This window comes from Nocardioides sp. Root122, from assembly GCF_001425025.1.
Classification (GTDB): Bacteria; Actinomycetota; Actinomycetes; order Propionibacteriales; family Nocardioidaceae; genus Nocardioides.
Genome location: NZ_LMDE01000014.1, coordinates 1 through 21,294 on the forward strand (window position 1 = coordinate 1; position 21,294 = coordinate 21,294).

The window sequence follows — 21,294 nt, forward strand, 5'->3', positions numbered from 1 at the left end:
CCTCGCAAGCGCCACGGCTTTCGCACCCCTGCCGAGATGCTCGAGAAGATACTGACCAAGACCGCTGACAACCACGGTGTTGCGTGACTACCTAGATTCCGCCGGTCGACGTAGGTCTTGAGGCGAGCGGTGGGTGCCCAGCTCTGGTGGTCGACGGCGATCAGCCGGCCCTCGGCGTCGGCCGAGAGCCGGACCCGCTGCGCGCTCGCCGGCCGGTGGCCGACGCTGCGGAACATCTGCTGGCGCGTCATCGCGTACTTCACCGGGCGGCCGGGCAGCAGCCGGGCGGCCATCGCGACCAGCACCAGGTGCGGGTGTGGCCAGCCCTTGGTGCCGAACGAGCCGCCGACGTAGGGCGAGACCACCTCGAGCTGGCCGGGCAGCAGGCCGAGGACCGGGCCGAGCAGCGCGCCGAGCAGGCCGGTGCCCTGGTTGGTGTCGAACAGGGTGAGCCGGGTGGCCCGCGGGTTGACGGCCGGGACGTCGTGCCAGATCGCAGTGACGGCGTGCGGCTCGATCGGGGAGTGGAACTCCATCGGCGTCGTGTAGTCGGCCTCGACGAGGATGCCCTCCTCGAGGCCCCGGTCGACGTCGCCGCGCTCGTAGTAGCCGTGCTTGAAGGCGTTGACCCGGCGCGGCACGAAGGACTCCGGGTGGTCGATGGCGAAGCCGAGCTCGGCCGGCTCCTCGTCGTACTCGACGTGGACCAGGCCGGCAGCCTCCCGCGCCACCTGCGGGGAGTCGGCGACGACGGCGCCGACGAGCTCGCCGCGGTAGGAGACCTTGGGCGACTGCAGGATCGTCAGCGCCGCATCGGTGCGCACCAGGATCCGCGGCGCGTTGGCGTGCGTGAGCACGAGGCGTACGCCTGGGAGGGCGCTCGCCGCCGCGTCGTCGATGCGGGTGATGCGACCGCGCGCGATCGTGGAGACGAGGGGGAAGAGGTAGGTGGGCTCCTCGACCGGCTGCTCGTAGGCGTAGGGCGCCGAACCGGTGACCTTGAGGGGCGCGTCGACACGCATGCGGTCGCTGCCGATGGCGGGCCGCGCCGTCTCGGCGGATGCGTCCGTCCGGACCGGGGGGAGGGTCGTGGTCATGCCGCGCTCCCCTCGGCCAGCCGGGCCAGCGTGTCGACCACCGTGTTGCGGACCAGCGGGACCTTGAACGCGTTGTCGCGCCCGGGGCGCGCCGCCTCGAGCTCGGCCTCGATCGCGCTGCGGTAGGCCACCTCGGTGGCGGGCTCCCCCCGCAGCGCGGCCTCGGCGACCAGCGCCCGGTGCGGTTTGTGCGAGACCCCGCCGAGCGCGAGCCGGACGTCACGCACCACGCCGTCCTCGACGTCGAGCGCCGCGGCGACCGAGACCAGCGCGAAGGCGTACGACGCCCGCTCGCGCACCTTGCGGTAGCGCGACCGGGTCGCCATCGGCAGCGGCGGCAGCTCCACGGCGAGCACCAGCTCGCCGGGCTCGAGCGTGGTGTCGAGGTCGGGCCGGTCGCCGGGCAGGCGGTGGAGGTCGGCGAACGCGATGCGACGCTCGCCGCTCCGGCCGGCGACCACCACCTCCGCGTCGAGTGCGGCGAGGGGCACGCAGAGGTCGGAGGGATGGACCGCGACGCAGTCGTCCGAGGCACCGATGAGCGCGTTGTGGCGGCCCAGGCCCTCGACCGCCGAGCAGCCGGTGCCGGGCTCGCGCTTGTTGCACGGTGTGGTGAGGTCCTGGAAGTAGACGCAGCGGGTCCGCTGGAGCAGGTTGCCGCCGGTGGTGGCCATGTTGCGCAGCTGCCCGGACGCGCCGGCGACCAGCGCCTGGGTGACGAACGGGTAGCGGGTGCGCACGAGCGGGTGGGCGGCGAGGTCGCTGTTGCGCACGCCCGCACCGATCACCAGGCCGCCGTCCTCGCGCTCGCGCACCTCGGCCAGCGGCAGGCGGGAGATGTCGACGAGGCGGTCGGCCTCGCGGACGCCGAGCCGGAGGTGGTCGACCAGGTTGGTGCCGCCTGCGAGGTACACCCCGCCGTCGGCGGCGAGCGCGATGGCGTCCTCGACCGTGGCCGCTCGCTCGTAGGCGAAGGGCTTCACGCCGCGCCTCCTTCAGACGTGGCGCCGGCGCGCGCCACGTCCTGGATGGCCTCGACGATGTTGACGTAGGCCCCGCAGCGGCACAGGTTGCCCGACATCCGCTCGCGCACCTCCGCATCGGTGAGCTCGACGCGGGTCTCGGCCACGTCCGGGCTGACGTGGCTGGGCATGCCGGCGCGCACCTCGTCGAGCATGGCGACCGCGGAGCAGACCTGGCCGGGGGTGCAGTAGCCGCACTGCAGCGCATCCCGGTCGGCGAACGCCTGCTGCATCGGACCGAGCCGGTCGGGAGTGCCGAGGCCGGCCGCCGTGGTCACCACCGCACCGTCGTACGACGCCGCGAGCGCGAGGCAGGAGACGATGCGCCGCCCGCCGGCGATCACCGTGCACGCGCCGCACTGGCCGTGGTCGCAGCCCTTCTTGACCGACGTCACGCCGAGCTCGTCGCGCAGGGCGTCGAGCACCGTCACCCGCGGGTCGAGGTCGAGCTGCCGGTCGGCGCCGTCGACGGTGAGCCGGACGCTCACCTCGTGTGCTGTCATCGACCGTTCCTCTCGAGGGTCTGTCGGTGGGACCACGGTAGAGGGGTGGTGGGCACTTATCAACTGTCTGGTTAGTTAGTATCTCGGGGGTCGCGCACCTGCGGGAAGGCTCGCATACTGGGGAACGTGGCAGTCGTCGACGACGTCCTCCCACTGGGTGACGAGCTCGAGCGGTCCTACGTCGTGCAGGTCAGGGGCCGCCTGAAGCTGCGCGTCGGCTCGATCGTCTATGCCGCCTTCTCGACGGACGGGTCGGTCATGGGCTTCGCGTTCCCCAAGGAGGAGCGGCAGGCCCTGGTCGACAGCGACCCGCGCTTCCAGCTGCCTGACGCCTCCGACATGCGCTTCAACTGGGTGCACGCGACCCTGGCCGAGCTCGACCCGGTCGAGGCGCGCGAGCTCGTCGTCGACGCCTGGCGGATGGTGGTGCCGCACAAGGTCTCCCGCGCCTACGACGAGGCGCACCCCCGGGGGCCGGGTCCGCCCCGGCCGGACCGCCAGCGCACGTCGTAGGCGGCCTCGATCCCCAGAATGGGGCAGGTCGACGCGATCGGACGGCCGGGACGTCGAGCGCTCCTACCGTGGCGGGGTGGAGGGGGACTCAGCGGCAGGCTCGGGGGGAGACGGACAGGGATGAAGGCCGCCGTCGTCGTGAGGCGCGTGCTCCTCGGTGCTGCCGTCGTGGCCGCCGTGGGGGCGGTGGTGCTCGTCCGCTTCTGGGGCCCGCGCGAGCCGCAGCCGGCGCCCGACACGGCCGCCGAGTCCGTCGCGCCCGGCGAGCTCACCGCGGCCGCGGGCCAGCGGGTGTTCCTCGGGCACATGTCGATCGGGTGGAACCTCCTCGACGGGCTGAAGGAGCTCTACGCCGACAAGGACGTGCCCGAGCCCGACGTGGTCCAGGTCGCCCTCGACGCCCCGCCGCCGGACCTGCCGGCCGGCCAGGGGGCGATCGTCCATGCCGAGATCGGCACCAACGGCGACCCGCTCGGCAAGATCGAGAACTTCGACACCGTGATGCGCGGCGGGATGGCCGACACCGTCGACGTCGCGCTGGTGAAGCTCTGCTTCACCGACATCACGGCCGGGACCGACGTCGACGCCGTGTTCTCGGCCTATCGCACGACGATGGACGACCTCGAGCGTGACTTCCCCGACGTGCGCTTCGTGCACACCACCGTCCCCCTGACGGCAGCGCCGTCGGGGATCAAGCAGCACCTCAAGGTGGTCGTGCGCGGCGACGACAACGCGGCGCGCGAGCGCTACAACACGCTCGTCCGCGAGGCCTACGGCAACGACGACCTCTTCGACATCGCGGCGGCCGAGGGCACCGCGGCCGACGGGGTCCGCACCGCCTCGCTCGCCACCGGCTGGGCCGACGGGGACCGCGAGCACCTCAACCAGGCCGGGTCCGCGATGCTCGCGGCCCGCTTCCTCGACGTACTCACGCAGACGGAGGACGGATGAACACCCTCGAGCTGACCGAGCCGGCACTCTTCCGGCACCACCTGGCCCGTCTCGAGGCCGAGGTGTCGATCCTCCCGGACCACCCTGAGGAGACGCCCGACTCGACGCTCCGCGCGCTGTGGTCGATGGCTGCCGGCACCCCGCTCTCGGTCGTGGCGGCCGCGGATCGCGACCTCGCTCCGCTCTCGGCCGAGGGCGAGCGCCTGCTCGCCGCACTGGTGGAGCGTCGCGTCACCGGCTCCCCGCTCGCGCACCTGACCGGGCGGCAGAGCTTCATGGGGGTCGAGCTGCTGGCCGGGCCGGAGGCGCTGGTGCCCCGGATCGAGACCGAGATCCTCGGTCGTACGGCGCTCGACCTGGTCCGCGCGACCGACGGGTCGACCGTCATCGACCTCTGCACGGGCGCCGGCAACCTCGCTGCAGGCGTGGCGGTGGCGGCCCCGCACCTCACCATCCACGCGGCCGACCTGTCGACCGCGGCCGTCGGTCTGGCGCGCGCCAACATGCTCTTCATCGACGCCGCCGACCGCGTCACCCTGCACGAGGGCGACCTGTTCGACGCGCTTCCCGACGACCTCCACGGCACCGCCGACGTGGTGATCTGCAACCCGCCCTACATCTCCTCGGCGAAGGTCGGCGAGATGCCCGCGGAGATCTCCGAGCACGAGCCCCGCCTTGCCTTCGACGGGGGCAGCCTCGGGTTGTCGATCGTCGGGCGGCTGGTGCAGGAGGCCCCCGCGTGGCTGCGGCCGGGTGGCTGGCTCTGCTTCGAGATCGGTCTCGGCCAGGGTCCCTACTGGCAGAAGAGGGTGCTCCGCTTCCCCGGGTGGGCCGAGGTCGGTGCGGTCGAGGACGACGAGGGCAACGTCCGGGTGGTCACCGCGCGTCGCGAGTGAGCCGCCTCAGCGCGACGCTCACGTCGCTGACACGACCAGCGCGGGCGTCCGGCGCAGGACCGTCACCATGGCGGCCGCGGCCAGGAGGAGCACGGTGGTGAGCGCAACGACACCGGGCCAGCCGGCGAGGGTCCAGGCCGTGCTGCCGAGGTTGCCGAAGACCGACGAACCCACGTAGTAGGCGAAGAGGTAGAACGCCGCCGCCTGCCCGGTGCTGGCGCCGGCGAGGTGGGCGCGCGCCGTGACCCAGCCGCTCGCGAGGCCGTGCACGCAGAAGAAGCCGACCGTCAGCACGGCCATCCCCAGCACGATCACGGGGAGCGAGCTGCTGAGCGTGAGCCACACCCCGACCAGGGCGAGCCCGCACCCGGCGGGGATCGTGGCCCGGCGCCCGATCCGGTCCGCGATGCGTCCGGAGGCCGCGGAGCTCACCGAGCCGAGGGCGTACACCAGGAAGACGAGGCTGATGGTGCCGACCGAGAGGCCGTACGGCGCCGAGCTGAGCCGGAAGCCGAGGGCGTTGAACACCGCGACCAGCGATCCGACGGCGCAGGCCCCCAGCAGGTAGAGGGCCAGCAGGGCGCGGTCGGCCAGCGCGCCGTGCGCCATCGCGAGGACGGCAGCGGGGCTCGCCGGGCGGGGCACGAAGTTCCTCGAGGCGGGCAGCATCCGGGCCACGACCAGTGCGCTGGCGAAGGCGAAGGCTGCCGCAGCAGCCAGGCCCCAGCGCCACCCGGCGAGGTCGGCGATCGGCGCGGTGACGAGCCGGCTGGCCATGCCGCCGAGGGCGGTGCCGCCGATGTAGAGGCCGAAGGCGCGTCCGTGCGCGGACGGGTGGACCTCCTCGCGCAAGTACGCCGTCGCCACCGCCGGCAGGCCGGCGAGGGTCACGCCCTGCAGCATGCGCAAGCCGACCAGCACGTGCCAGGTCGGCGCCAGCGCGCACCCGAGCGCGACCACCGCGGAGGTCCACAGGGAGACGTGGACCAGGCGGGTGCGCCCGACGGCCTCCGAGACCGGTCCGGCGACCAGGAGGGTGACCGCCAGCGCGGCCGTGGTCAGCGAGAGGGCGAGGGTGCTGTGGCTCGGCGACACGGCGAAGACGTGGACCAGGTCCGGCAGCAGCGCCTGGACGTCGTAGAGCAGCACGAAGGTGGCCATGCCGGCGGCGAACATCGCCGTCATCACCCGGCGGTAGCCCGCGGTCCCCGGCACGTACAGCGATGCCGCCGGGGCGGCCGGCACGGGGCGGGGACGGTGCGGAGCAGAGGTGGTCACCGCTCGATGGTCCGCGTCGAGAAGACATACGTCCAATGTCGTCTGCGGGTGATGTCCATACGTCAGGCGTATGGTGGCGCGCGTGCTGATCCGCGACCTCGAGTGGCTGCTGGCGCTGGCGGAGCACGGCCACGTCACGGACGCTGCGGCCGCGCTCGGCACCAGCCAGCCGACCGTGTCACGCGCGCTGGCACGCATCGAGGGCGAGCTCGGCGTCCGGGTCTTCGAGCGGGTGCCGACCGGCATCGTGACCACCGCCGACGGCGAGCTGGTCCTGGAGTCGGCGCGGGAGCTGGTCGCCGGCCACCAGCGGCTGCGGGCGACGCTGGCCAACCGGCTCGACCCCGACACCGGCGTCGTACGCCTCGCGTTCCTGGACTCGATGGCCACCACCGTGCTGCCGCGGCTGCTGCGCGGCTTCCACGAGCACGCGCCGCGGATCAAGGTCGTGCTGAGCCAGGAGCCCGCCCACGAGATCCGGCGCGACCTCGACCACGGGGCCGCCGAGCTCGGGCTGACCATGGCGCGCCCGGAGGACGGCTACGCCCGGCTGCCGGTGCAGGAGGAGCGCCTCGTCGTCGTCGTGCCGCCCACCCACCGGCTGGCCCGGCGCAAGCGGGTCGACCTCACCGAGCTCGCCGACGAGGAGATGGTGATGATCCCGCCGGGCTTCGGGCACCGGGCGCTCGTCGACGAGCTGCTCGCCGATGCGGGCGTCGCACCCCGGGTGTCCTTCGAGAGCGCCGACCTGGCCACCATCGAGGGACTCGTCGCCGCCGGCCTGGGCATCGGCGTCGTCCCCGTCGCGTTCGCCGGGGTCTCCGGCACCGTCGGGCTCACGCTCACCACCCCCGCCGCGCACCGCACCATCTCGCTGGTCTGGCGCACCGACCGACCCCTCGCCCCGCCCGCCCAGCGCTTCCTGGACTTCGTGCGCACCTGGGCCTGAGGCGGCGGACGCGCCCGGCACGTGCCTCCGGGCACATTGTGGGTAAAGCGGCGGCGGCTCCGGCCGAGGGGGTTCATTCGCGGCTCGGCTGTGGGTACGGTCACGAGGATCTCTCCGCCGTGAGGTGGATCGTGCCCCACCGGCAGCCGGCGTGGACCACCCCCTCCGCGCCACCACCGCGACGACGGTGACGACCCCTGTCTCGACGCGTGCCGCGTGGCGCTCGTCGAGGACGTCTGCGCGACCTCACCCCCACTGCAAGGAGCTCCACCATGTCCCCACTCAGGCGCTTCGGCCCTGTCGGCCTCGCGCTGGGCATCACTGCCAGCCTCTTCGCCGCCGTCGGGTACGCCGCCGCCCCCGCGGCGGCGCCCGTCCCCACCTGCGCGGAGCCGACGGGATCCATCTCCGTCGCCGAGCTCTACGCCTACGACCGCTGCCGCTTCGACCGGCTCGAGGCACTGCTGGCCAACCACGACGCACCCGAGGGCACCCCCACGCCCACCCCGACACCCACCCCAACGCCGACGCCGACGCCAACGCCGACACCGACGCCCACCCCCACGCCGACACCGACGCCCACCCCGACACCGACTCCGACCCCCACCCCCACGCCGACCCCGACCCCCACACCGACCCCGACCCCCACACCGACACCGACGCCCACCCCGACGCCCACCCCGACACCTACGCCGAGCCCGACGGGCTTCCCGAACGCGTCCAGCACGGGCGTCCCGGCCGGGGTCACCCTGGAGCCGTACACCGGGCCGTGCATCTTCCGTGAGTCCAACGGCTCGTCCGCGGTGATCGACGGCAAGGACGTCCGCGCGAAGTGCAGCGAGCTGGTCGCCTACCACCCGTTCGCACTCACCATCCGCAACAGCCGCGTGCCCCGCGTCGAGGTGACCGACAGCGGTCAGAGCCTCGACATCCGCGACAGCGAGGTCGTCGCCGGGAGCTGGTCGGACGGCGCGCTCTGGGGCTCGAACATCACCGCCACGCGGGTCGAGGTGACGGGCGGCCAGCACTCCGTGCACTGCATGGACAACTGCACCATCGTCGACTCCTGGCTCCACGCCCAGTACAACCCCGACGGCGGCAGCGCCCACACCAACGCCTTCCTCACCAACGGCGGGGAGGGGATGGTGCTGCGGCACAACACCTTGCACTGTGACTCGATCCTCAACCGGACCGACGGCGGCTGCACGGCCGACGTCTCCCTCTTCGGAGACTTCGGCCCCGTGCGGAACGTGCTCGTCGAGGACAACCTGCTGAAGGCGAACGACTCGTCCATCTCCTACTGCGCCTACGGCGGCTACTCCCCGAGCAAGCCCTACCCGGTCGCGACGCAGATCCGCTTCATCGACAACGTCTTCGAACGCGGCCCCAACCGCCGGTGCGGCGTCTACGGTCCCGCGACGTCCTTCCAGACGTCGGCAGCCGGGAACGAGTGGCGTGGCAACGTGTGGGACTCGGGAGAGCCCGTCCCCGCGGCCTGATCACGACCCGGTCGGCCCCAGCCACCGCCGGATGTAGGTGGCGGGGTCGACCGGTTCCGCGTGAGTTGCCCGGTTCTCCTCAGATCCCGCGCCGGCCTGCCGATCGTGAGTACGTGACTACCCTTCCGTTCGTCGACCCGGCGGACCTGCTGGCCTCCGCCGAGTCCGTCGAGCCGCTGCCCCACACCGTCGCGCGACTGGCCACGCTGGTCGCGGACCCGGACTCCGACATCCGCGAGATCAGCGAGACGGTGTCCCTCGACGTCTCCCTGACAGCCGACCTGCTCCGACGGGCCAACTCCGCGGCCCTCGGCCACCGCGGAGCCATCACGTCGGTGCGCGACGCCGTCGTGCGGCTCGGTCCCAGCACCCTGCTGTCCCTGACCCTGGCCTCGCGCGTCGGCAGCAGGATGCTCAAGGCGCTGCCGGCGTACGGCCTCCGGCCCGGCGCGCTCTGGGAGCGCTCCGTTGCCGCGTCGATCGCGGCCGAGGCGATCCGCTCCCGGGCACGCGTGCCGGTCCCGGCCGAGGCGGGGACCGCCGCGCTGCTGCACGACTTCGGCATGGTCGTGCTGGCCCAGCACTTCGGGAAGCAGATCCTGGACTCGCTGGCCCTGGCCGCCGCCACCGACGGCACGGACCTGCTCGAGACCGAGCGGGTGGTCTTCGGGCTCACCCACGCCGACATCGGCGGCACGGTCGCCGAGGCGTGGGGACTCCCGCTCTCGATCGTCGACGGCATCCGGGACCACCACGAGGCACGCGACGACCTCTCCGCCGTGAGTGCGGCCGTGGGGCTCGCGTGCGCGATGTCGTTCGAGATCACGACCCAGGAGACGGACCCGGAGGAGCTGGAGATCCAGGCGGCGCGACGACGCCGCGAGGCCGCACCCCTCCTGCGGGTCCTGAAGCTCCAGCCCGACGAGTACCACGACATCGTGGCGATCTCGCGTGAGCGCTACGCCGAGGTCGCCGAGCGCTACGGCGCCTGATTCCGCCACGCGGAGCCGCCGGCCTCCAGGGCGTGACGGGGGCGACGTCCTCCGGGCGCGCTCGGCGTGGAGAGGTGTGCTCACGCACGGTCGCGCGCGCCGTCGGTGTCAGCCCTGGGCCATGTCCACGAAGCGCGAGTAGTGGCCCTGGAAGGCGACGGTGAGGTCGCGGGTGGGGCCGTTGCGGTGCTTGGCCACGATCAGGTCGGCCTCGCCGGGGCGGGTCGACTCCTTCTCGTAGACGTCGTCGCGGTGCAGCAGGATCACCATGTCGGCGTCCTGCTCGAGGGAGCCGGACTCACGCAGGTCGCTCATCATCGGGCGCTTGTCGCCGCGCTGCTCGGGACCACGGTTGAGCTGGGAGAGCGCGATGATCGGGCACTCGAGCTCCTTGGCGAGGAGCTTGATGTTGCGGGAGAACTCCGAGACCTCGAGCTGGCGGGACTCGACCTTCTTGCCCGAGCTCATCAGCTGCATGTAGTCGATGACGATGAGCTTGAGGTCGTGGCGCTGCTTCAGGCGCCGGGCCTTGGCCCGGATCTCCATCATCGTCATGTTGGGGCTGTCGTCGATGAACATCGGCGCGCCCGAGACCTGGCCCATCTTGCGGGCGAGCTTCTCCCAGTCGTCGTCGCGCATCGTGCCGTTGCGGATGTGGTTGAGCGGGACCTTCGCCTCGGCCGAGAGCAGACGCATCATGATCTCGGAGCGCGTCATCTCGAGGCTGAAGAAGACGCTCGTGAGGTTGTTGTGGATCGAGGCGGCGCGGCAGAAGTCGAGGGCCAGCGTCGACTTTCCCATCGCGGGGCGGGCCGCGACGATGATCATCTGGCCGGAGTGGAGGCCGTTGGTCAGGTCGTCGAGGTCGGCGAAGCCGGTGGGCACGCCGTAGAGGCCGGCCTCACGGTTGCCGATGGCCTCGATCTCGTCGAGAACGCCGCTCATGATGTCGCCGAGCGGGGCGTAGTCGACGCTCGCGCGGCGGTCGGTGACCTTGTAGACCTCGGCCTGGGCGTTGTCGACGACGTCGTCGATGTCGCCCTCGCCGGCATAGCCCAGGGAGGCGATGCGGGTGCCGGCCTCGACCAGGCGGCGCAGGATCGCCTTGTCGCGCACGATCTCGGCGTAGTAGCCGGCGTTGGCCGCGATCGGCACGTTGGCCGAGAGGGTGTGGAGGTAGGGGGCGCCACCGATGCGCTGGAGCTCGCCCCGCTTCTGCAGCTCGGCCGCCACGGTGATCGGGTCGGCCGGCTCGCCGCGGCCGTAGAGGTCGATGATCGCGTCGTGGATCACCTCGTGGGCGGGGCGGTAGTAGTCGACGCCCTTGATCACGTCGACGACGTCGGCGATCGCGTCCTTGGACAGCAGCATCGAGCCGAGCACGCTCTGCTCGGCGGCGTTGTCCTGGGGAGGGGTGCGGTCACCCGCCGAGCGGGGCGACGCGCCGGGCTCGTAGGCCGCGGGACCGTCGCCCCAGGCCTCGTCGGTGTCCCCCTCGAAGGCGATGCTCACCGGTGCTCCTCTCACTGCCACTGACCGCTGACCACTGCCCACGACGGTAGGCCCGGCCACCGACATCCACCGTCCTCGAGGGACGGTCGAGCGGGTGCCCGGACCCGAGCGGACGGCATCGTCCGCTTCACTTCCGCGCGAGACCGTACGTGCTCGCACGGCGCCATGGGAAGTCGACGACACGAAGTTATCCACAGGAACTGTGGACAACGTGGGGAGGTGGGTGGACGACACGCGGCGGGCGGTGCACATGCCGTGGACACAGGTGTGGATATCGGCGTACCCCATCTGGGTCAACCGCCTCTGACCTGCACAAACGCATTCCACAGTCTGTGGAGAGAAAACTCTTGGCCCGTGGGTTCGTTCACCTGTCCGTCATCTGGAGGATGCCGGTTGCTTTGTCGACACGGGCAGGAGACGTCCGCCACTTCACCATCATCCACACGGATCTACACAGGTAGTCAGATCGGACTATGTACACCCCCGGCGCCCGTCAGTATGTGGAACGCGAGTGTGGGCTCGCGACCTGGAGTTCCTAGGGTTGGGCCGTGAACGCCACCGACCGGGAGATCCTGCGCCTGGCCGTGCCGGCGTTCCTGGCGCTCGTCGCCGAGCCCCTCTTCCTGCTCTCCGACGCCGCGATCGTCGGCCACCTCGGCACCCCCGAGCTCGCCGGGCTCGGCGTCGCCGCGGTGATCCTGCAGACCGTCGTCGGGCTCTGCGTCTTCCTGGCCTACGGCACCACCGCGAGCGTCGCGCGCCACCTCGGCGCGGGCGACCTGCGCGCGGCGCTCGCCCAGGGCATCGACGGGGTCTGGCTGGCGATCGTCATCGGTGCGCTCGCGACCGTGCTCGGCGTCGTGCTCACGCCGACCCTCGTCGGTGCCTTCGGCACCGGGACCGCAGTCGCCGGCCACGCGGAGACCTACCTGGCGATCGCCTTCCTCGGCACCACGCCCCTGCTCGTCATGCTCGCCGCCACCGGCGTGCTGCGCGGGCTCCAGGACACCCGGACCCCGCTGCGGGTCGCCGTCGTCGGCAACGGGCTCAACATCGTCCTCAACCTCGTGCTGGTCTACGGGCTCGACCTCGGCATCGCTGGCTCGGCCATCGGCTCGGTGCTGGCCCAGGTCCTCTCCGCGGCCTGGCTGGTGGCGGTGGTCGTCCGTGCGGCCCGCGAGCACGACGCCCCGCTGTTCCCCGACCTCCCCGGCATCCGCACCGCGGCCCACGCCGCAGTCGCGCTCGTCATCCGCACCCTGGCCCTGCGCGCCTGCCTGCTCGTCGGGACGTACGCCGTCACCCGCGTCGACAGCGGGGCCACCGACGTCAACGTCGCCACCCACCAGGTGGCGATCACCCTGTGGAGCTTCCTCGCCTTCGCCCTCGACGCGATCGCGATCGCGGCGCAGGCGCTCACCGGTCGCTCGCTGGGCCGTGGTGACGTCGAGACCACCCGCCAGCTGACGCGGCGGATGGTGCGGTGGGGGTGGGGCAGCGGGATCGTCGCGGGCGCGGCCCTGGCGCTGTCCTCGCCGTTCATCGGCGCGCTGTTCACCACCGACCCCGAGGTGCGCGACCGCCTCGTCCCGGTGCTCCTGGTCGCTGCCGTCGGGCAGCCCCTCGCCGGGCTCGTCTTCGTGCTCGACGGAGTGCTGATCGGCGCGGGCGACGGTGCCTACCTCGCCTGGGCCGGGCTCGTGGTGCTGGCGGCGTACGCCCCGGCGGCGCTCGTCGCGGCGACCCTCCCTCACGGGCTGGTGTGGGTCTGGGTGGCGATGACCGTCGTGTTCATGGGCGCGCGCGGCGTGCTGCTGTCGTGGCGGGCCCACGGGGACCGCTGGCTCGTAACCGGAGCGACGCCGGTGCGTTGAGCCTCACGGAGGGAGCGCGCACGGGTGCGCGCACCAGAGGGAGGGCACCATGACCACGCACCGCGTACGCCGCTCGGCGGGCGCAGCAGCGCTCGCGCTCGCGGCCTCGACACTGCTCACGATGGGTGCGGCACCCGCCGGGGCCACGCCGGGCTGCACCGACGAGAGCCAGCCGAAGGACCCGATCCTCGGCCTGCCGACCGGCGACGGCTGCGACGACGACACCCCGCCCGACACCCTGCTGACCGCGTCGGCGCCGCCCAATGCGGCCGGCCTGGTCGCCACCGCGTCGCAGACCTTCACCTTCGACTCCCGGGTGTCCGACGGCGACTCCGGACCGTTCGGCTTCGAGTGCAAGCTCACCGGCGGTCCGCAGGCCCACGACTGGCAGGCCTGCGCGAGCCCGGTGACCCTGACCGGCCTGGCCGACGCGTCCGCGGGCAGCTACGTCTTCGAGGTCCGCGCCGTCGACCTCGAAGACCGCTCCCGGACGCCGGACAACGTGCTCGTGCCGCCCACCGTCACCGACACCCCGGACGAGGACCCGACACCCGCCTCCGTCGCGTGGGGCCAGGACACCAGGGCGCCGTTCGTCTTCGTCAGCCGTGGGGCCTACGACGAGGACACCCCCACCCAGCCCGTGATGACCTCGGCCACCGTGCCGCTGCGCCTCAACAGCAGCGAGCCCAGCTCGACGTTCGAGTGCACGGACAACGGCACACCGACGACCTGCACCGGACCGAAGTGGGAGCTGGCCAGGCCGCGACCGGGCCGCCACGTCGTCACCGCGCGCGCCATCGACCGCGCCGGAAACGCCAGCGCCTGGTCGAAACCCGTCGAGTTCTTCGTGCCCGACAACCTGACCCGCAGCCGCGGGTGGCGCACGGTCCGCGGCGCCGGCTACTTCCGCGGCGACGCGCTCCGGACCGAGAAGCGGGGTGCCCGTCTCGTGCTGCCCCGCGCCAAGGTCGGTGAGCTGCGGCTGATCGCCCCGACCGGGCCGGGCCTGGGCAAGGTCCGCGTGCGGGTCGGCCGCCGGGACTGGCACGTCGTCGACCTCGCGGGACGCCGGACGGCACTCACGCAGCTCACGGTCATCGACCGCTACTCCGGGATGCGCTCGGGCCGGATCACGATCGAGTCGCTCAGCAGCAAGCCGGTCGTCGTCGACGCGGTGGTCGCACGCCCGAACCGATTCCCGCCAGCCGACTGAGCCGGGGGCACCCGGACATGCAGGACGGCCCGCCGCCTCCGAGGAGGCAGCGGACCGTCGTGTGCGTCAGTCGGCGATCAGGCTGTGATCAGGCCGGGACGACGTTGAGGGCCACCGTGGCGGACACCTCGTCGTGCAGCTTGACCGACACCTCGTGCGCGCCGAGCGTCTTGATCGGGTTGGTGACCACGATCGTGCGACGGTCGACCTTCTCGCCCGAGACCTCGGTGACCGCGTCGGCGATCTCCGCGGTGGTGACGGCGCCGAACAGGCGACCGCCCTCGCCGGCACGGACCTTCACGTTGACCGCGTTGGCCTCGAGCTTGGCCTTGACGTCCTTGGCGTGGTCCTCGTCGCGCACGGCGCGAGCGGTGCGCGCCGTCTTGATCGACTCGATGGTCTTCTCGCCACCACGGGTCCAGCGGATGCCGAGGCCACGGGGAACGAGGTAGTTGCGGCCGTAGCCGTCCTTGACCTCGACCACGTCACCGGGGGCGCCGAGTCCGTCGACCTCCTGGGTCAGGATGAGCTTCATGTCCCGTGCTCCTCTCAGCGACCGGTGGACGTGTAGGGCAGCAGGGCGAGCTCGCGCGCGTTCTTGACGGCGATGGCCACGTCGCGCTGGTGCTGGACGCAGTTGCCGGTCACGCGACGGGCGCGGATCTTGCCGCGGTCGGAGATGAACTTGCGGAGCAGGGTGGTGTCCTTGTAGTCGACACCGGTCGCCTTCTCCTTGCAGAACTGGCAGACCTTCTTCTTGGGCTTGCGCAGAATTGCCTTGGCCATTGTGGTGCTCCCTTTCAGTGAGCCCGGCCCTGAAGGCAATCAGGGACGGAATGGTGATGGATGTTTCAGGTGATCCGGATCAGTGGATCGACGACGTCCGTCAGAACGGAGGCTCGTCGTTGCCGCCGTTGACCCCGGGCGTGGCCCACGGGTCGTTGGCGGGCGCCGACTGGCCACCACCCTGGGACTGACCGCCCTGGGACTGGCCGCCCCAGCCGCCGCCACCCTGCGAGGGAGCCGGGCTGGCCCACGGGTCGTCGGCCGGAGCCGACTGCTGCCCGCCGCCACCGCCGCCGCCACCCGAGTAGCCACCGCCACCCGAGTAACCGCCACCGCCACCCTGTCGCGTCGTCTTGGTGACCTTGGCCGATGCACTGCGCAGCGACGGGCCGACCTCCTCGACGTCGATCTCGAAGACGGTGCGCTTCTCACCCTCGCGGGTCTCGTACTGGCGGGACTTCAGGCGACCCTGGACGATCACGCGCATGCCCCGCTGGAGGGACTCGGCAACGTTCTCCGCGGCCTGGCGCCACACAGCGCACGAGAGGAACAGCGTGTCGCCGTCCTTCCACTCGTTGCTCTGGCGGTCGAAGGTGCGCGGCGTCGACGCGATCCGGAAGTTGGCCACGGGGGCACCCGAGGGGGTGAACCGCAGCTCCGGGTCGTCGACGAGGTTGCCGATGACGGTGATCGTGGTCTCGCCTGCCATGTCAGGTCTCCTCTAGATGTCCTGCTGGTGCCGAACTGATCCGGGTGCTCCCGGTGATCCGCCCATCAAACAGGCACTCACCGACAGCGGGAAGGGTCTTTCCACAGATGCCCGCGCGGGCGATCAGTGGGCGTCGGGACGCATGACCTTCGTGCGCAGGATCGACTCGTTCAGCGTGAGCTGGCGGTCGAACTCCTTGACCGTCGCGGGCGTCGCCGTCAGCTGGATGACGGCGTAGATGCCCTCGGCGTTCTTCTTGATCTCGTACGCCATCCGGCGACGACCCCACACGTCGACGGACTCGACCGAGCCGCCGTCCTTGCGGATCACGTTGAGGTACTTGTCGAGCGACGGCTCGATGGTGCGCTCGTCGAGACTCGGGTCGAGGATGACCATCACTTCATAGGCACGCATAGCGGTCTCCACCTCCTCTGGGCTAGAGCGGCCACGGGCTTTCCGTGGCAGGAGGGACTGTGCGTTCGCGGCGAAAGTACGACGTGGGTCGTGCGCCGCGTCTGGTGCTGTGTCGCCTGGTGGCAACCGGGGAAGACTACCAGCGGCGCACGCGCCCGCCGGAATCGTCGTACGTCCCGGCGTCGGGCCTCCAGGGTGGCGGCGGGTCGCCGAAGAACAGACCGGGACGGCGCGATGTGCCGCCACCCTGCCGCTGCGTCACGAGGGCGCAGCGTCGAGCTCAGTCGGCCGAGCGGCGGACCGCGGCGAGCGCGAGCCCGGCGATCGAGGCGAGGAGGGCGAGCCAGTAGCCGAAGCCGTGACCCTGGTCGATCGCGTCGCAGACGGTGTTGCCGAGGAAGGTGTCGTCGCAGCTGCCGCCGGGGGTGACGAAGAGCGCGAGCACGGTGCAGAGGACGGCGCCGGCGAACAGGGCGAGGACGGTCGTGCGCACGGCGACCGGGAGGGCTACACCGAGCAGCTTGGCGACGAGCACCGCGGCCCCGGCGAGCGCGAGGAGCGCGCCGAACCACCCGAAGAAGCCGTGCCACGCGCTGGCAGAGTCGCTGGTCGAGGTGCCGAGGATGTCGACCGACACCGTGTAGTAGGGCAGGAGCGAGCCGAGGAACACCAGGACGCCGGCGCCGATGATGCCGAGGTCGAGGCGGTCCGCGGACTTCAGCGTCTCGACGGCTTGGTTGGCCGACGCGGAGTCGAAGGACGGGCGGGAGGACGGGCCGGATGACGTGGGGGCGGCGGGCGTCGGCTCGGGCGTGGGCTCGGCGCCGGGCGTGTGGTCGGACATGGGTTCTCCCCCGTTTCGGTGGCCCGTGGCGGGCCGATCAGCGGCGAGGATCCCGTACGCACCCCGGCGCGGCAACACGGCGGTCCAGACCGGAGCGCGGCCGGGACTGCGGCACTTGACCTCCGTCCCCGCCTGTGGAGGACGCCGGCAGGGCCTCGCGGACGCGGCTAGCGTCGGGTGGTGCCCGCGACCGCACCCTCCGGACCTGCCGTGGTGGCGGGGCGTTACGTGCTGCTCGACCAGATCGGCTCGGGCGGCATGGGATCGGTGTGGCGGGCGTGGGACGAGCGCACCCGGTGCCACGTCGCGGTCAAGGTCCTGGGCCGCCACAGCGCGGCCCTGCTCGCCCGGTTCGTCCGCGAGCAGGCGATCCGGGTCCGGCACCCCCACGTGGTCGCACCGCACGGCTGGGCGGCCGAGGACGACCTCGTGGTGCTCGCCATGGAGCTGGTGCCCGGCGGGTCGGTGGCCGACCTGGTCCGCGAGCACGGACCCCTCGACGCCGGCACGGCCGCGCTGCTCGTCGAGCAGCTCCTCCTCGCCCTCGCCGCCGTGCACGCGGCCGGCCTGGTGCACCGCGACGTCAAGCCGGCCAACCTGCTGCTCGAGGCGACCGGAGACGCGCCGCCCCACCTCCGCCTCGGCGACTTCGGGGTGGCCGCGCCCGTCGCCGACCGGCGCTTCACCACGGTGCCCGGCGCCATCGGGACCGACGGCTACATGGCACCGGAGCAGGCGCGCGGCGCCCTGCCCGAGCCGACCCAGGACCTCTACGCCGTCGGCCGCGTCGCGCTCGAGATGGTGACCGGGCTGCCTCCGCCGCACCAGCAGGCGATCCCGTCGCACCCGCTGCGACCGCTCATGGAGCGGCTGCTCGTGGCCGACCCGGCCCAGCGGCCGGCCTCGGCCGAGGCGGCGCTGCGCCTGCTCCGACGACTGCCCGTGCCGCCGGCGGACTGTCCGCCCGTCCCCGACCGGCTGGGCCCGCCCCCGCGCCGGCGGCGTACGACCGGCGCGGTGGACTGGCTCGGCTGGGCCGCCGTCGCGGTCCTGGCCGGCGTGGTCGCCGGGTGTCTGTGGCTGCTCCTAGGCTGGTCAGCATGAGCCTCACCCCACGACGTTCCGCTCCCCCGCTCCGCTCCTCCGAGCAACGCCGCGGGGGCCCCGAGTGAGCACGCAGCTGTCCGTGGGCGCCCACGTCGACCAGACCGACCCGATCGCGGAGGCCGTCGCGCGCGAGACCACGCTCGTGCAGTTCTTCCTCGGCGACCCGCAGAGCTACAAGGGGCCCGAGGTGCGGTTCGAGGGTGGCGCCGCGGCCCTGCGCGCGGCGGCCGAGGAGGCGGGCGTCGACCTCTACGTCCACGCCCCCTACATCGTCAACGTCGCCACGACCAACAACCGCATCCGGATCCCGAGCCGCAAGCTCCTCCAGCAGCACATGGACGCCGCCGCCGAGGTCGGCGCCAAGGGCCTGATCGTCCACGGCGGGCACGTCAACAAGGACGACGACCCGTCCGTCGGGTTCGACAACTGGCGCAAGGCGATCGAGGCCACCGACCTCAAGATCCCGCTGCTGATCGAGAACACCGCCGGTGGCGACAACGCGATGGCCCGCCACCTCGACAGGATCGCGGGCGTGTGGGACGCGATCTCCTCGGCAGAGGGCGCCGACGAGGTCGGTTTCTGCCTCGACACCTGCCACGCGTGGGCCGGCGGCATCGACCTCGGCGACGCGGTGGAGAAGGTGCGCGCGATCACCGGCCGCATCGACCTGGTGCACGCCAACGACTCGCGCGACGACTTCGGCTCCGGTGCCGACCGGCACACCAACTTCGGCCACGGGCACCTGCCCGCCGACGAGTTCGCGGGCGTCGTGCGTGAGGCCGGGGCACCCGTGATCTGCGAGACCCCGGGCGGCGCCGCCGAGCACCTGGCCGACTTCGCCTGGCTCCGCGACCACCTCTGACCGCGCTCAGCCGACGGGCTCGGCGCTGACGACCACGTTGCTCCGGTAGGCAGTGCCGTCCCAGTCCTCGCAGGTGACCAGGACCAGTCGGGGCGCGCCGACCTGCCTGAAGATGCCTGCGCTGCGGTGGGCCAGCTCAGCACGCGACAGCACCTCCACCGACCGCACCTCGTAGGCCACGGTGCCACCGGTGCGCCGCACGCGCACGTCGTCGCCGGGGACGAGCTCGTCCAACCGGTCGAACGCGCCGCCACCGGTATGCACCGTGTGTCCGGTCAGCACCGCGGTGCCCGAAGGGGCTCCCGGCCTGGCTCCCCCGGTCCACCAGCCGACCCGGGTGGGGTCCGCAGGCGGGGTGAGCGAGTGCCCGTCGAGCCCGATGGGCGCCACGGCCGCACGCACGCCCAGGGCAGGTACGACGACCAGTCGGGGCCGTGCCGCTCGGTGCGTCACTGCGCCACCGTCACGGACGGCCGCGCGCGCCGAGGCGGGGGTGGACGCCTGCGGGACGGCCACCGTCCGCGGCGACGTCGCGCGAGGGGTCGGCTCGCCCCGCATGCCGACCAGCACCCCGGAGAGGATGAGGACCGGCGCGGTCAGCGCCGCCCCCATGTGGAGGAAGCGCTGACCGCGACGACCGCCCGAGATGTCAGCCACGGGCCCGTCGGGTCCAGGCCAGGCGGCCGCTCACCGCACCCAGGAGCACGAGGAGCAGCCCGAGCAGGGAGGTGCCGGGGCTCGCCGGCGATCCCTCGCCGTTCGCACCGGCGTTGACGGCCGTGGGCAGTGCGCCGGCCTCCTCGGCCGGGGCCGCCGCGGGGGCGACGTGCGTGTCCGCGAATGCCTGCTCGCCGAGGACCTCCGCGTCATTCGGCTGCTCGTGCGTGGCGTGGTCCTGCGGGGTCGCCTGCCCGTGGTTCTCGTGGTCGCCGTGCCCGCTCTCGGCCTGCGAGGGGAGGACCTCGGGTGAGGTGGGCGTGGTGTTGGTCGGCGTCGGAGTGGGCGTGGTGGTGGTCGGCGTCGGAGTGGGCGTGGTGGTGGTCGGCGTCGGAGTGGGCGTGGTGGTGGTCTGCGTCGCGGGCGCACAGTCCTCGACCCAGAAGACCTTGGTCTTGGAGTCGTTGCCGATCGAGCCAGGCGTGTGGATGGTCAGCTTCACGTGGTAGCCCTGCTGCGGGTGCGGGGCGCCGGTGAAGGACAGCGTGTAGGCCTGCGTGCCGTCGAGCCCCGTCGGCGTACCGGCACCGCTCGCGGGGTCGCCGCCGACGAAGACCTGCGACGGCCCGTCGACCACCATGCCGACGCCGGTCGTCGGCGCCTGCTCGGCGAACGTCACCGTGGACACGATGTCGGCCCCCTCGTCGAAGCCGTACCACTCGACCTGGAAGGTGCATCCCGGGTGCGGTGAGTTGTTCGGGATGCCGTCGAGCTCGCCGAGCGGGGCGATCTTCACGGTGCCGTTGTTGCCGGCAGGGTCTCCGTCAGTGCCGCCCTGGGGACCGTTGCCCTGGGGACCGTTGCCCTGGGGACCGTTGCCCTGGGGACCGTTGCCCTGGGGACCGTTGCCCGGTCCGGAGTCCGCGGAGGACGTGTGGCTCGCGTTCCCGTTCCCGTTCCCGTTCCCGTGACCGTGACCGTGACCGGGCGACGTAGCGGCGGGATGGTGCGCGTGGCCGGGCCCGGAGGTCTGCGGGGCCTGCGGGGCCTGGGGTGCGGGTGGCGTCGTGCTCGGAGCAGTCGGCTGCGAGGCGGTGTTGCCGTTTCCCTGGGTGAGGCCGTACGCGTTCCCGTTGCCCTGTGCGTTGCCGTTGCCGGGGTCGGCCGCAGCCGGTGCGGTGATGCCGAGACCGATTCCCAGACTCGTGGTTGCGGTGAGGATGGCCGCGGCCGCGAGTCGGGTGTGCAACCGGACGTGGTGGCCGGTTGCCGAGGTGAATCCCATGATTGCTACCTCCCTGGTGCCCACGAGCATGCTCGTGGGCGACGGATCGAGTGACGGTGTGGTCACGAGTCCGTTGCTCCCCCCCGAGCGGTTGCAGGTCGGATCGTGCTGCAACGCTCAACCACCGTCGACGCACGGGGTTACGCACCCGCCACCCCAGGGGGTGGAACGCCTCGACCGCGCCCGCGCACCGCGGACCCGGGGCGGTCGAGAACACCTCTGACGGCGACGCGACCACGGGCACGTCGAGGACGGCCTCGCCGACGAGGGGGTGCGTTCGCTCGGCGACGTCCCCGGGACGCACGCAGGGCGCGGCGAGCCCGGAGGACCC

22 protein-coding genes are annotated in these 21,294 nt (G+C 72.4%); 10 read left to right on the top strand and 12 right to left on the bottom strand.

The window, feature by feature from the left end:
* From ASC64_RS18450 to ASC64_RS18460, 3 genes are all read right to left on the bottom strand, one after another.
* Window positions 1–1,097: xanthine dehydrogenase family protein molybdopterin-binding subunit (locus tag ASC64_RS18450; RefSeq protein WP_156385290.1), on the bottom strand; the 1,097-nt coding region annotated here is incomplete at its 3' end.
* Window positions 1,094–2,080 carry an FAD binding domain-containing protein gene (locus ASC64_RS18455; protein ID WP_056909032.1) on the bottom strand — a complete coding sequence of 329 codons (987 nt, stop codon included), beginning with the start codon at window positions 2,078–2,080 and terminating at the stop codon, window positions 1,094–1,096. The genes ASC64_RS18450 and ASC64_RS18455, both read right to left, overlap by 4 nt.
* Window positions 2,077–2,622: a 2Fe-2S iron-sulfur cluster-binding protein gene (locus ASC64_RS18460; protein WP_056909033.1), complete on the bottom strand. Its 546-nt coding sequence runs from the start codon at window positions 2,620–2,622 to the stop codon at window positions 2,077–2,079. Before ASC64_RS18460 ends, ASC64_RS18455 begins: the two co-directional genes overlap by 4 nt.
* Window positions 2,623–2,748: 126 nt before the next feature.
* On the opposite strand from ASC64_RS18460, the gene ASC64_RS18465 reads away from it, so the two are divergent.
* The 3 genes from ASC64_RS18465 (at window position 2,749) to ASC64_RS18475 (ending at window position 4,982) form a co-directional block, all read left to right on the top strand.
* Window positions 2,749–3,135 carry an MmcQ/YjbR family DNA-binding protein gene (locus ASC64_RS18465; protein ID WP_056909034.1) on the top strand — a complete coding sequence of 129 codons (387 nt, stop codon included), beginning with the start codon at window positions 2,749–2,751 and terminating at the stop codon, window positions 3,133–3,135.
* 120 nt (window positions 3,136–3,255) lie between these two features.
* Window positions 3,256–4,086 carry a hypothetical protein gene (locus ASC64_RS18470; protein WP_056909035.1) on the top strand — a complete coding sequence of 277 codons (831 nt, stop codon included), beginning with the start codon at window positions 3,256–3,258 and terminating at the stop codon, window positions 4,084–4,086.
* Window positions 4,083–4,982, top strand: a complete 900-nt coding sequence (locus ASC64_RS18475; RefSeq protein WP_056909036.1) for a N5-glutamine methyltransferase family protein — start codon at window positions 4,083–4,085, stop codon at window positions 4,980–4,982. Before ASC64_RS18470 ends, ASC64_RS18475 begins: the two co-directional genes overlap by 4 nt.
* 18 nt (window positions 4,983–5,000) lie before the next feature.
* Here ASC64_RS18475 and ASC64_RS18480 read toward each other — a convergent pair whose 3' ends face one another.
* Complete coding sequence (locus ASC64_RS18480; protein WP_200937889.1) at window positions 5,001–6,260, bottom strand: MFS transporter; 1,260 nt, start codon at window positions 6,258–6,260, stop codon at window positions 5,001–5,003.
* Window positions 6,261–6,342: 82 nt separating this feature from the next.
* On the opposite strand from ASC64_RS18480, the gene ASC64_RS18485 reads away from it, so the two are divergent.
* The 3 genes from ASC64_RS18485 to ASC64_RS18500 all read left to right on the top strand — a co-directional run bounded on the left by ASC64_RS18485 (window position 6,343) and on the right by ASC64_RS18500 (window position 9,700).
* Window positions 6,343–7,209 (top strand): LysR family transcriptional regulator, encoded by an 867-nt coding sequence (locus tag ASC64_RS18485; protein WP_056909223.1) that lies wholly within the window; start codon window positions 6,343–6,345, stop codon window positions 7,207–7,209.
* A 272-nt stretch (window positions 7,210–7,481) separates the two neighbouring features.
* Complete coding sequence (locus tag ASC64_RS22575; protein ID WP_200937890.1) at window positions 7,482–8,708, top strand: hypothetical protein; 1,227 nt, start codon at window positions 7,482–7,484, stop codon at window positions 8,706–8,708.
* 113 nt (window positions 8,709–8,821) lie between these two features.
* On the top strand, window positions 8,822–9,700 hold the full coding sequence (locus ASC64_RS18500) for an HDOD domain-containing protein (protein WP_056909039.1): 879 nt from the start codon (window positions 8,822–8,824) through the stop codon (window positions 9,698–9,700).
* A gap of 108 nt (window positions 9,701–9,808) precedes the next feature.
* Here the strand turns inward: ASC64_RS18500 and dnaB are convergent, their stop codons facing one another.
* Window positions 9,809–11,206, bottom strand: a complete 1,398-nt coding sequence (dnaB, locus tag ASC64_RS18505) for a replicative DNA helicase (protein WP_439956835.1) — start codon at window positions 11,204–11,206, stop codon at window positions 9,809–9,811.
* Window positions 11,207–11,760: 554 nt separating this feature from the next.
* On the opposite strand from dnaB, the gene ASC64_RS18510 reads away from it, so the two are divergent.
* Both ASC64_RS18510 and ASC64_RS18515 read left to right on the top strand, forming a co-directional pair.
* A complete protein-coding gene (locus tag ASC64_RS18510; protein ID WP_056909041.1) occupies window positions 11,761–13,086 on the top strand; it encodes an MATE family efflux transporter in 1,326 nt (441 codons plus the stop codon).
* A gap of 49 nt (window positions 13,087–13,135) precedes the next feature.
* Window positions 13,136–14,299, top strand: coding sequence for a hypothetical protein (locus ASC64_RS18515; protein ID WP_056909042.1), 1,164 nt, complete (start codon window positions 13,136–13,138; stop codon window positions 14,297–14,299).
* Window positions 14,300–14,387: 88 nt separating this feature from the next.
* Here the strand turns inward: ASC64_RS18515 and rplI are convergent, their stop codons facing one another.
* From rplI to ASC64_RS18540, 5 genes are all read right to left on the bottom strand, one after another.
* On the bottom strand, window positions 14,388–14,834 hold the full coding sequence (gene rplI, locus ASC64_RS18520; protein WP_056909043.1) for a 50S ribosomal protein L9: 447 nt from the start codon (window positions 14,832–14,834) through the stop codon (window positions 14,388–14,390).
* Between the two features lie 14 nt (window positions 14,835–14,848).
* On the bottom strand, window positions 14,849–15,085 hold the full coding sequence (rpsR, locus tag ASC64_RS18525; protein ID WP_056603689.1) for a 30S ribosomal protein S18: 237 nt from the start codon (window positions 15,083–15,085) through the stop codon (window positions 14,849–14,851).
* Between the two features lie 100 nt (window positions 15,086–15,185).
* Window positions 15,186–15,794 (bottom strand): single-stranded DNA-binding protein, encoded by a 609-nt coding sequence (locus ASC64_RS18530; RefSeq protein WP_056909044.1) that lies wholly within the window; start codon window positions 15,792–15,794, stop codon window positions 15,186–15,188.
* Between the two features lie 123 nt (window positions 15,795–15,917).
* A complete protein-coding gene (rpsF, locus tag ASC64_RS18535) occupies window positions 15,918–16,208 on the bottom strand; it encodes a 30S ribosomal protein S6 (RefSeq protein ID WP_056909045.1) in 291 nt (96 codons plus the stop codon).
* Between the two features lie 280 nt (window positions 16,209–16,488).
* Window positions 16,489–17,052: a hypothetical protein gene (locus tag ASC64_RS18540; RefSeq protein ID WP_056909046.1), complete on the bottom strand. Its 564-nt coding sequence runs from the start codon at window positions 17,050–17,052 to the stop codon at window positions 16,489–16,491.
* A 180-nt stretch (window positions 17,053–17,232) separates the two neighbouring features.
* Here ASC64_RS18540 and ASC64_RS18545 point away from each other — a divergent pair, with 180 nt between their 5' ends.
* Both ASC64_RS18545 and ASC64_RS18550 read left to right on the top strand, forming a co-directional pair.
* Window positions 17,233–18,156: a serine/threonine-protein kinase gene (locus ASC64_RS18545; protein ID WP_235563823.1), complete on the top strand. Its 924-nt coding sequence runs from the start codon at window positions 17,233–17,235 to the stop codon at window positions 18,154–18,156.
* Window positions 18,157–18,220: 64 nt separating this feature from the next.
* A complete protein-coding gene (locus tag ASC64_RS18550; RefSeq protein WP_056909048.1) occupies window positions 18,221–19,021 on the top strand; it encodes a deoxyribonuclease IV in 801 nt (266 codons plus the stop codon).
* A 6-nt stretch (window positions 19,022–19,027) separates the two neighbouring features.
* Here ASC64_RS18550 and ASC64_RS18555 read toward each other — a convergent pair whose 3' ends face one another.
* Window positions 19,028–19,678 (bottom strand): class F sortase, encoded by a 651-nt coding sequence (locus ASC64_RS18555; RefSeq protein WP_056909049.1) that lies wholly within the window; start codon window positions 19,676–19,678, stop codon window positions 19,028–19,030.
* Entirely contained in the window at window positions 19,671–20,963 is a 1,293-nt protein-coding gene (locus ASC64_RS18560) for a hypothetical protein (protein ID WP_056909050.1), read from the bottom strand. The genes ASC64_RS18555 and ASC64_RS18560 overlap by 8 nt, the downstream gene beginning before the upstream one ends.
* Window positions 20,964–21,294 lie beyond the last annotated feature (331 nt).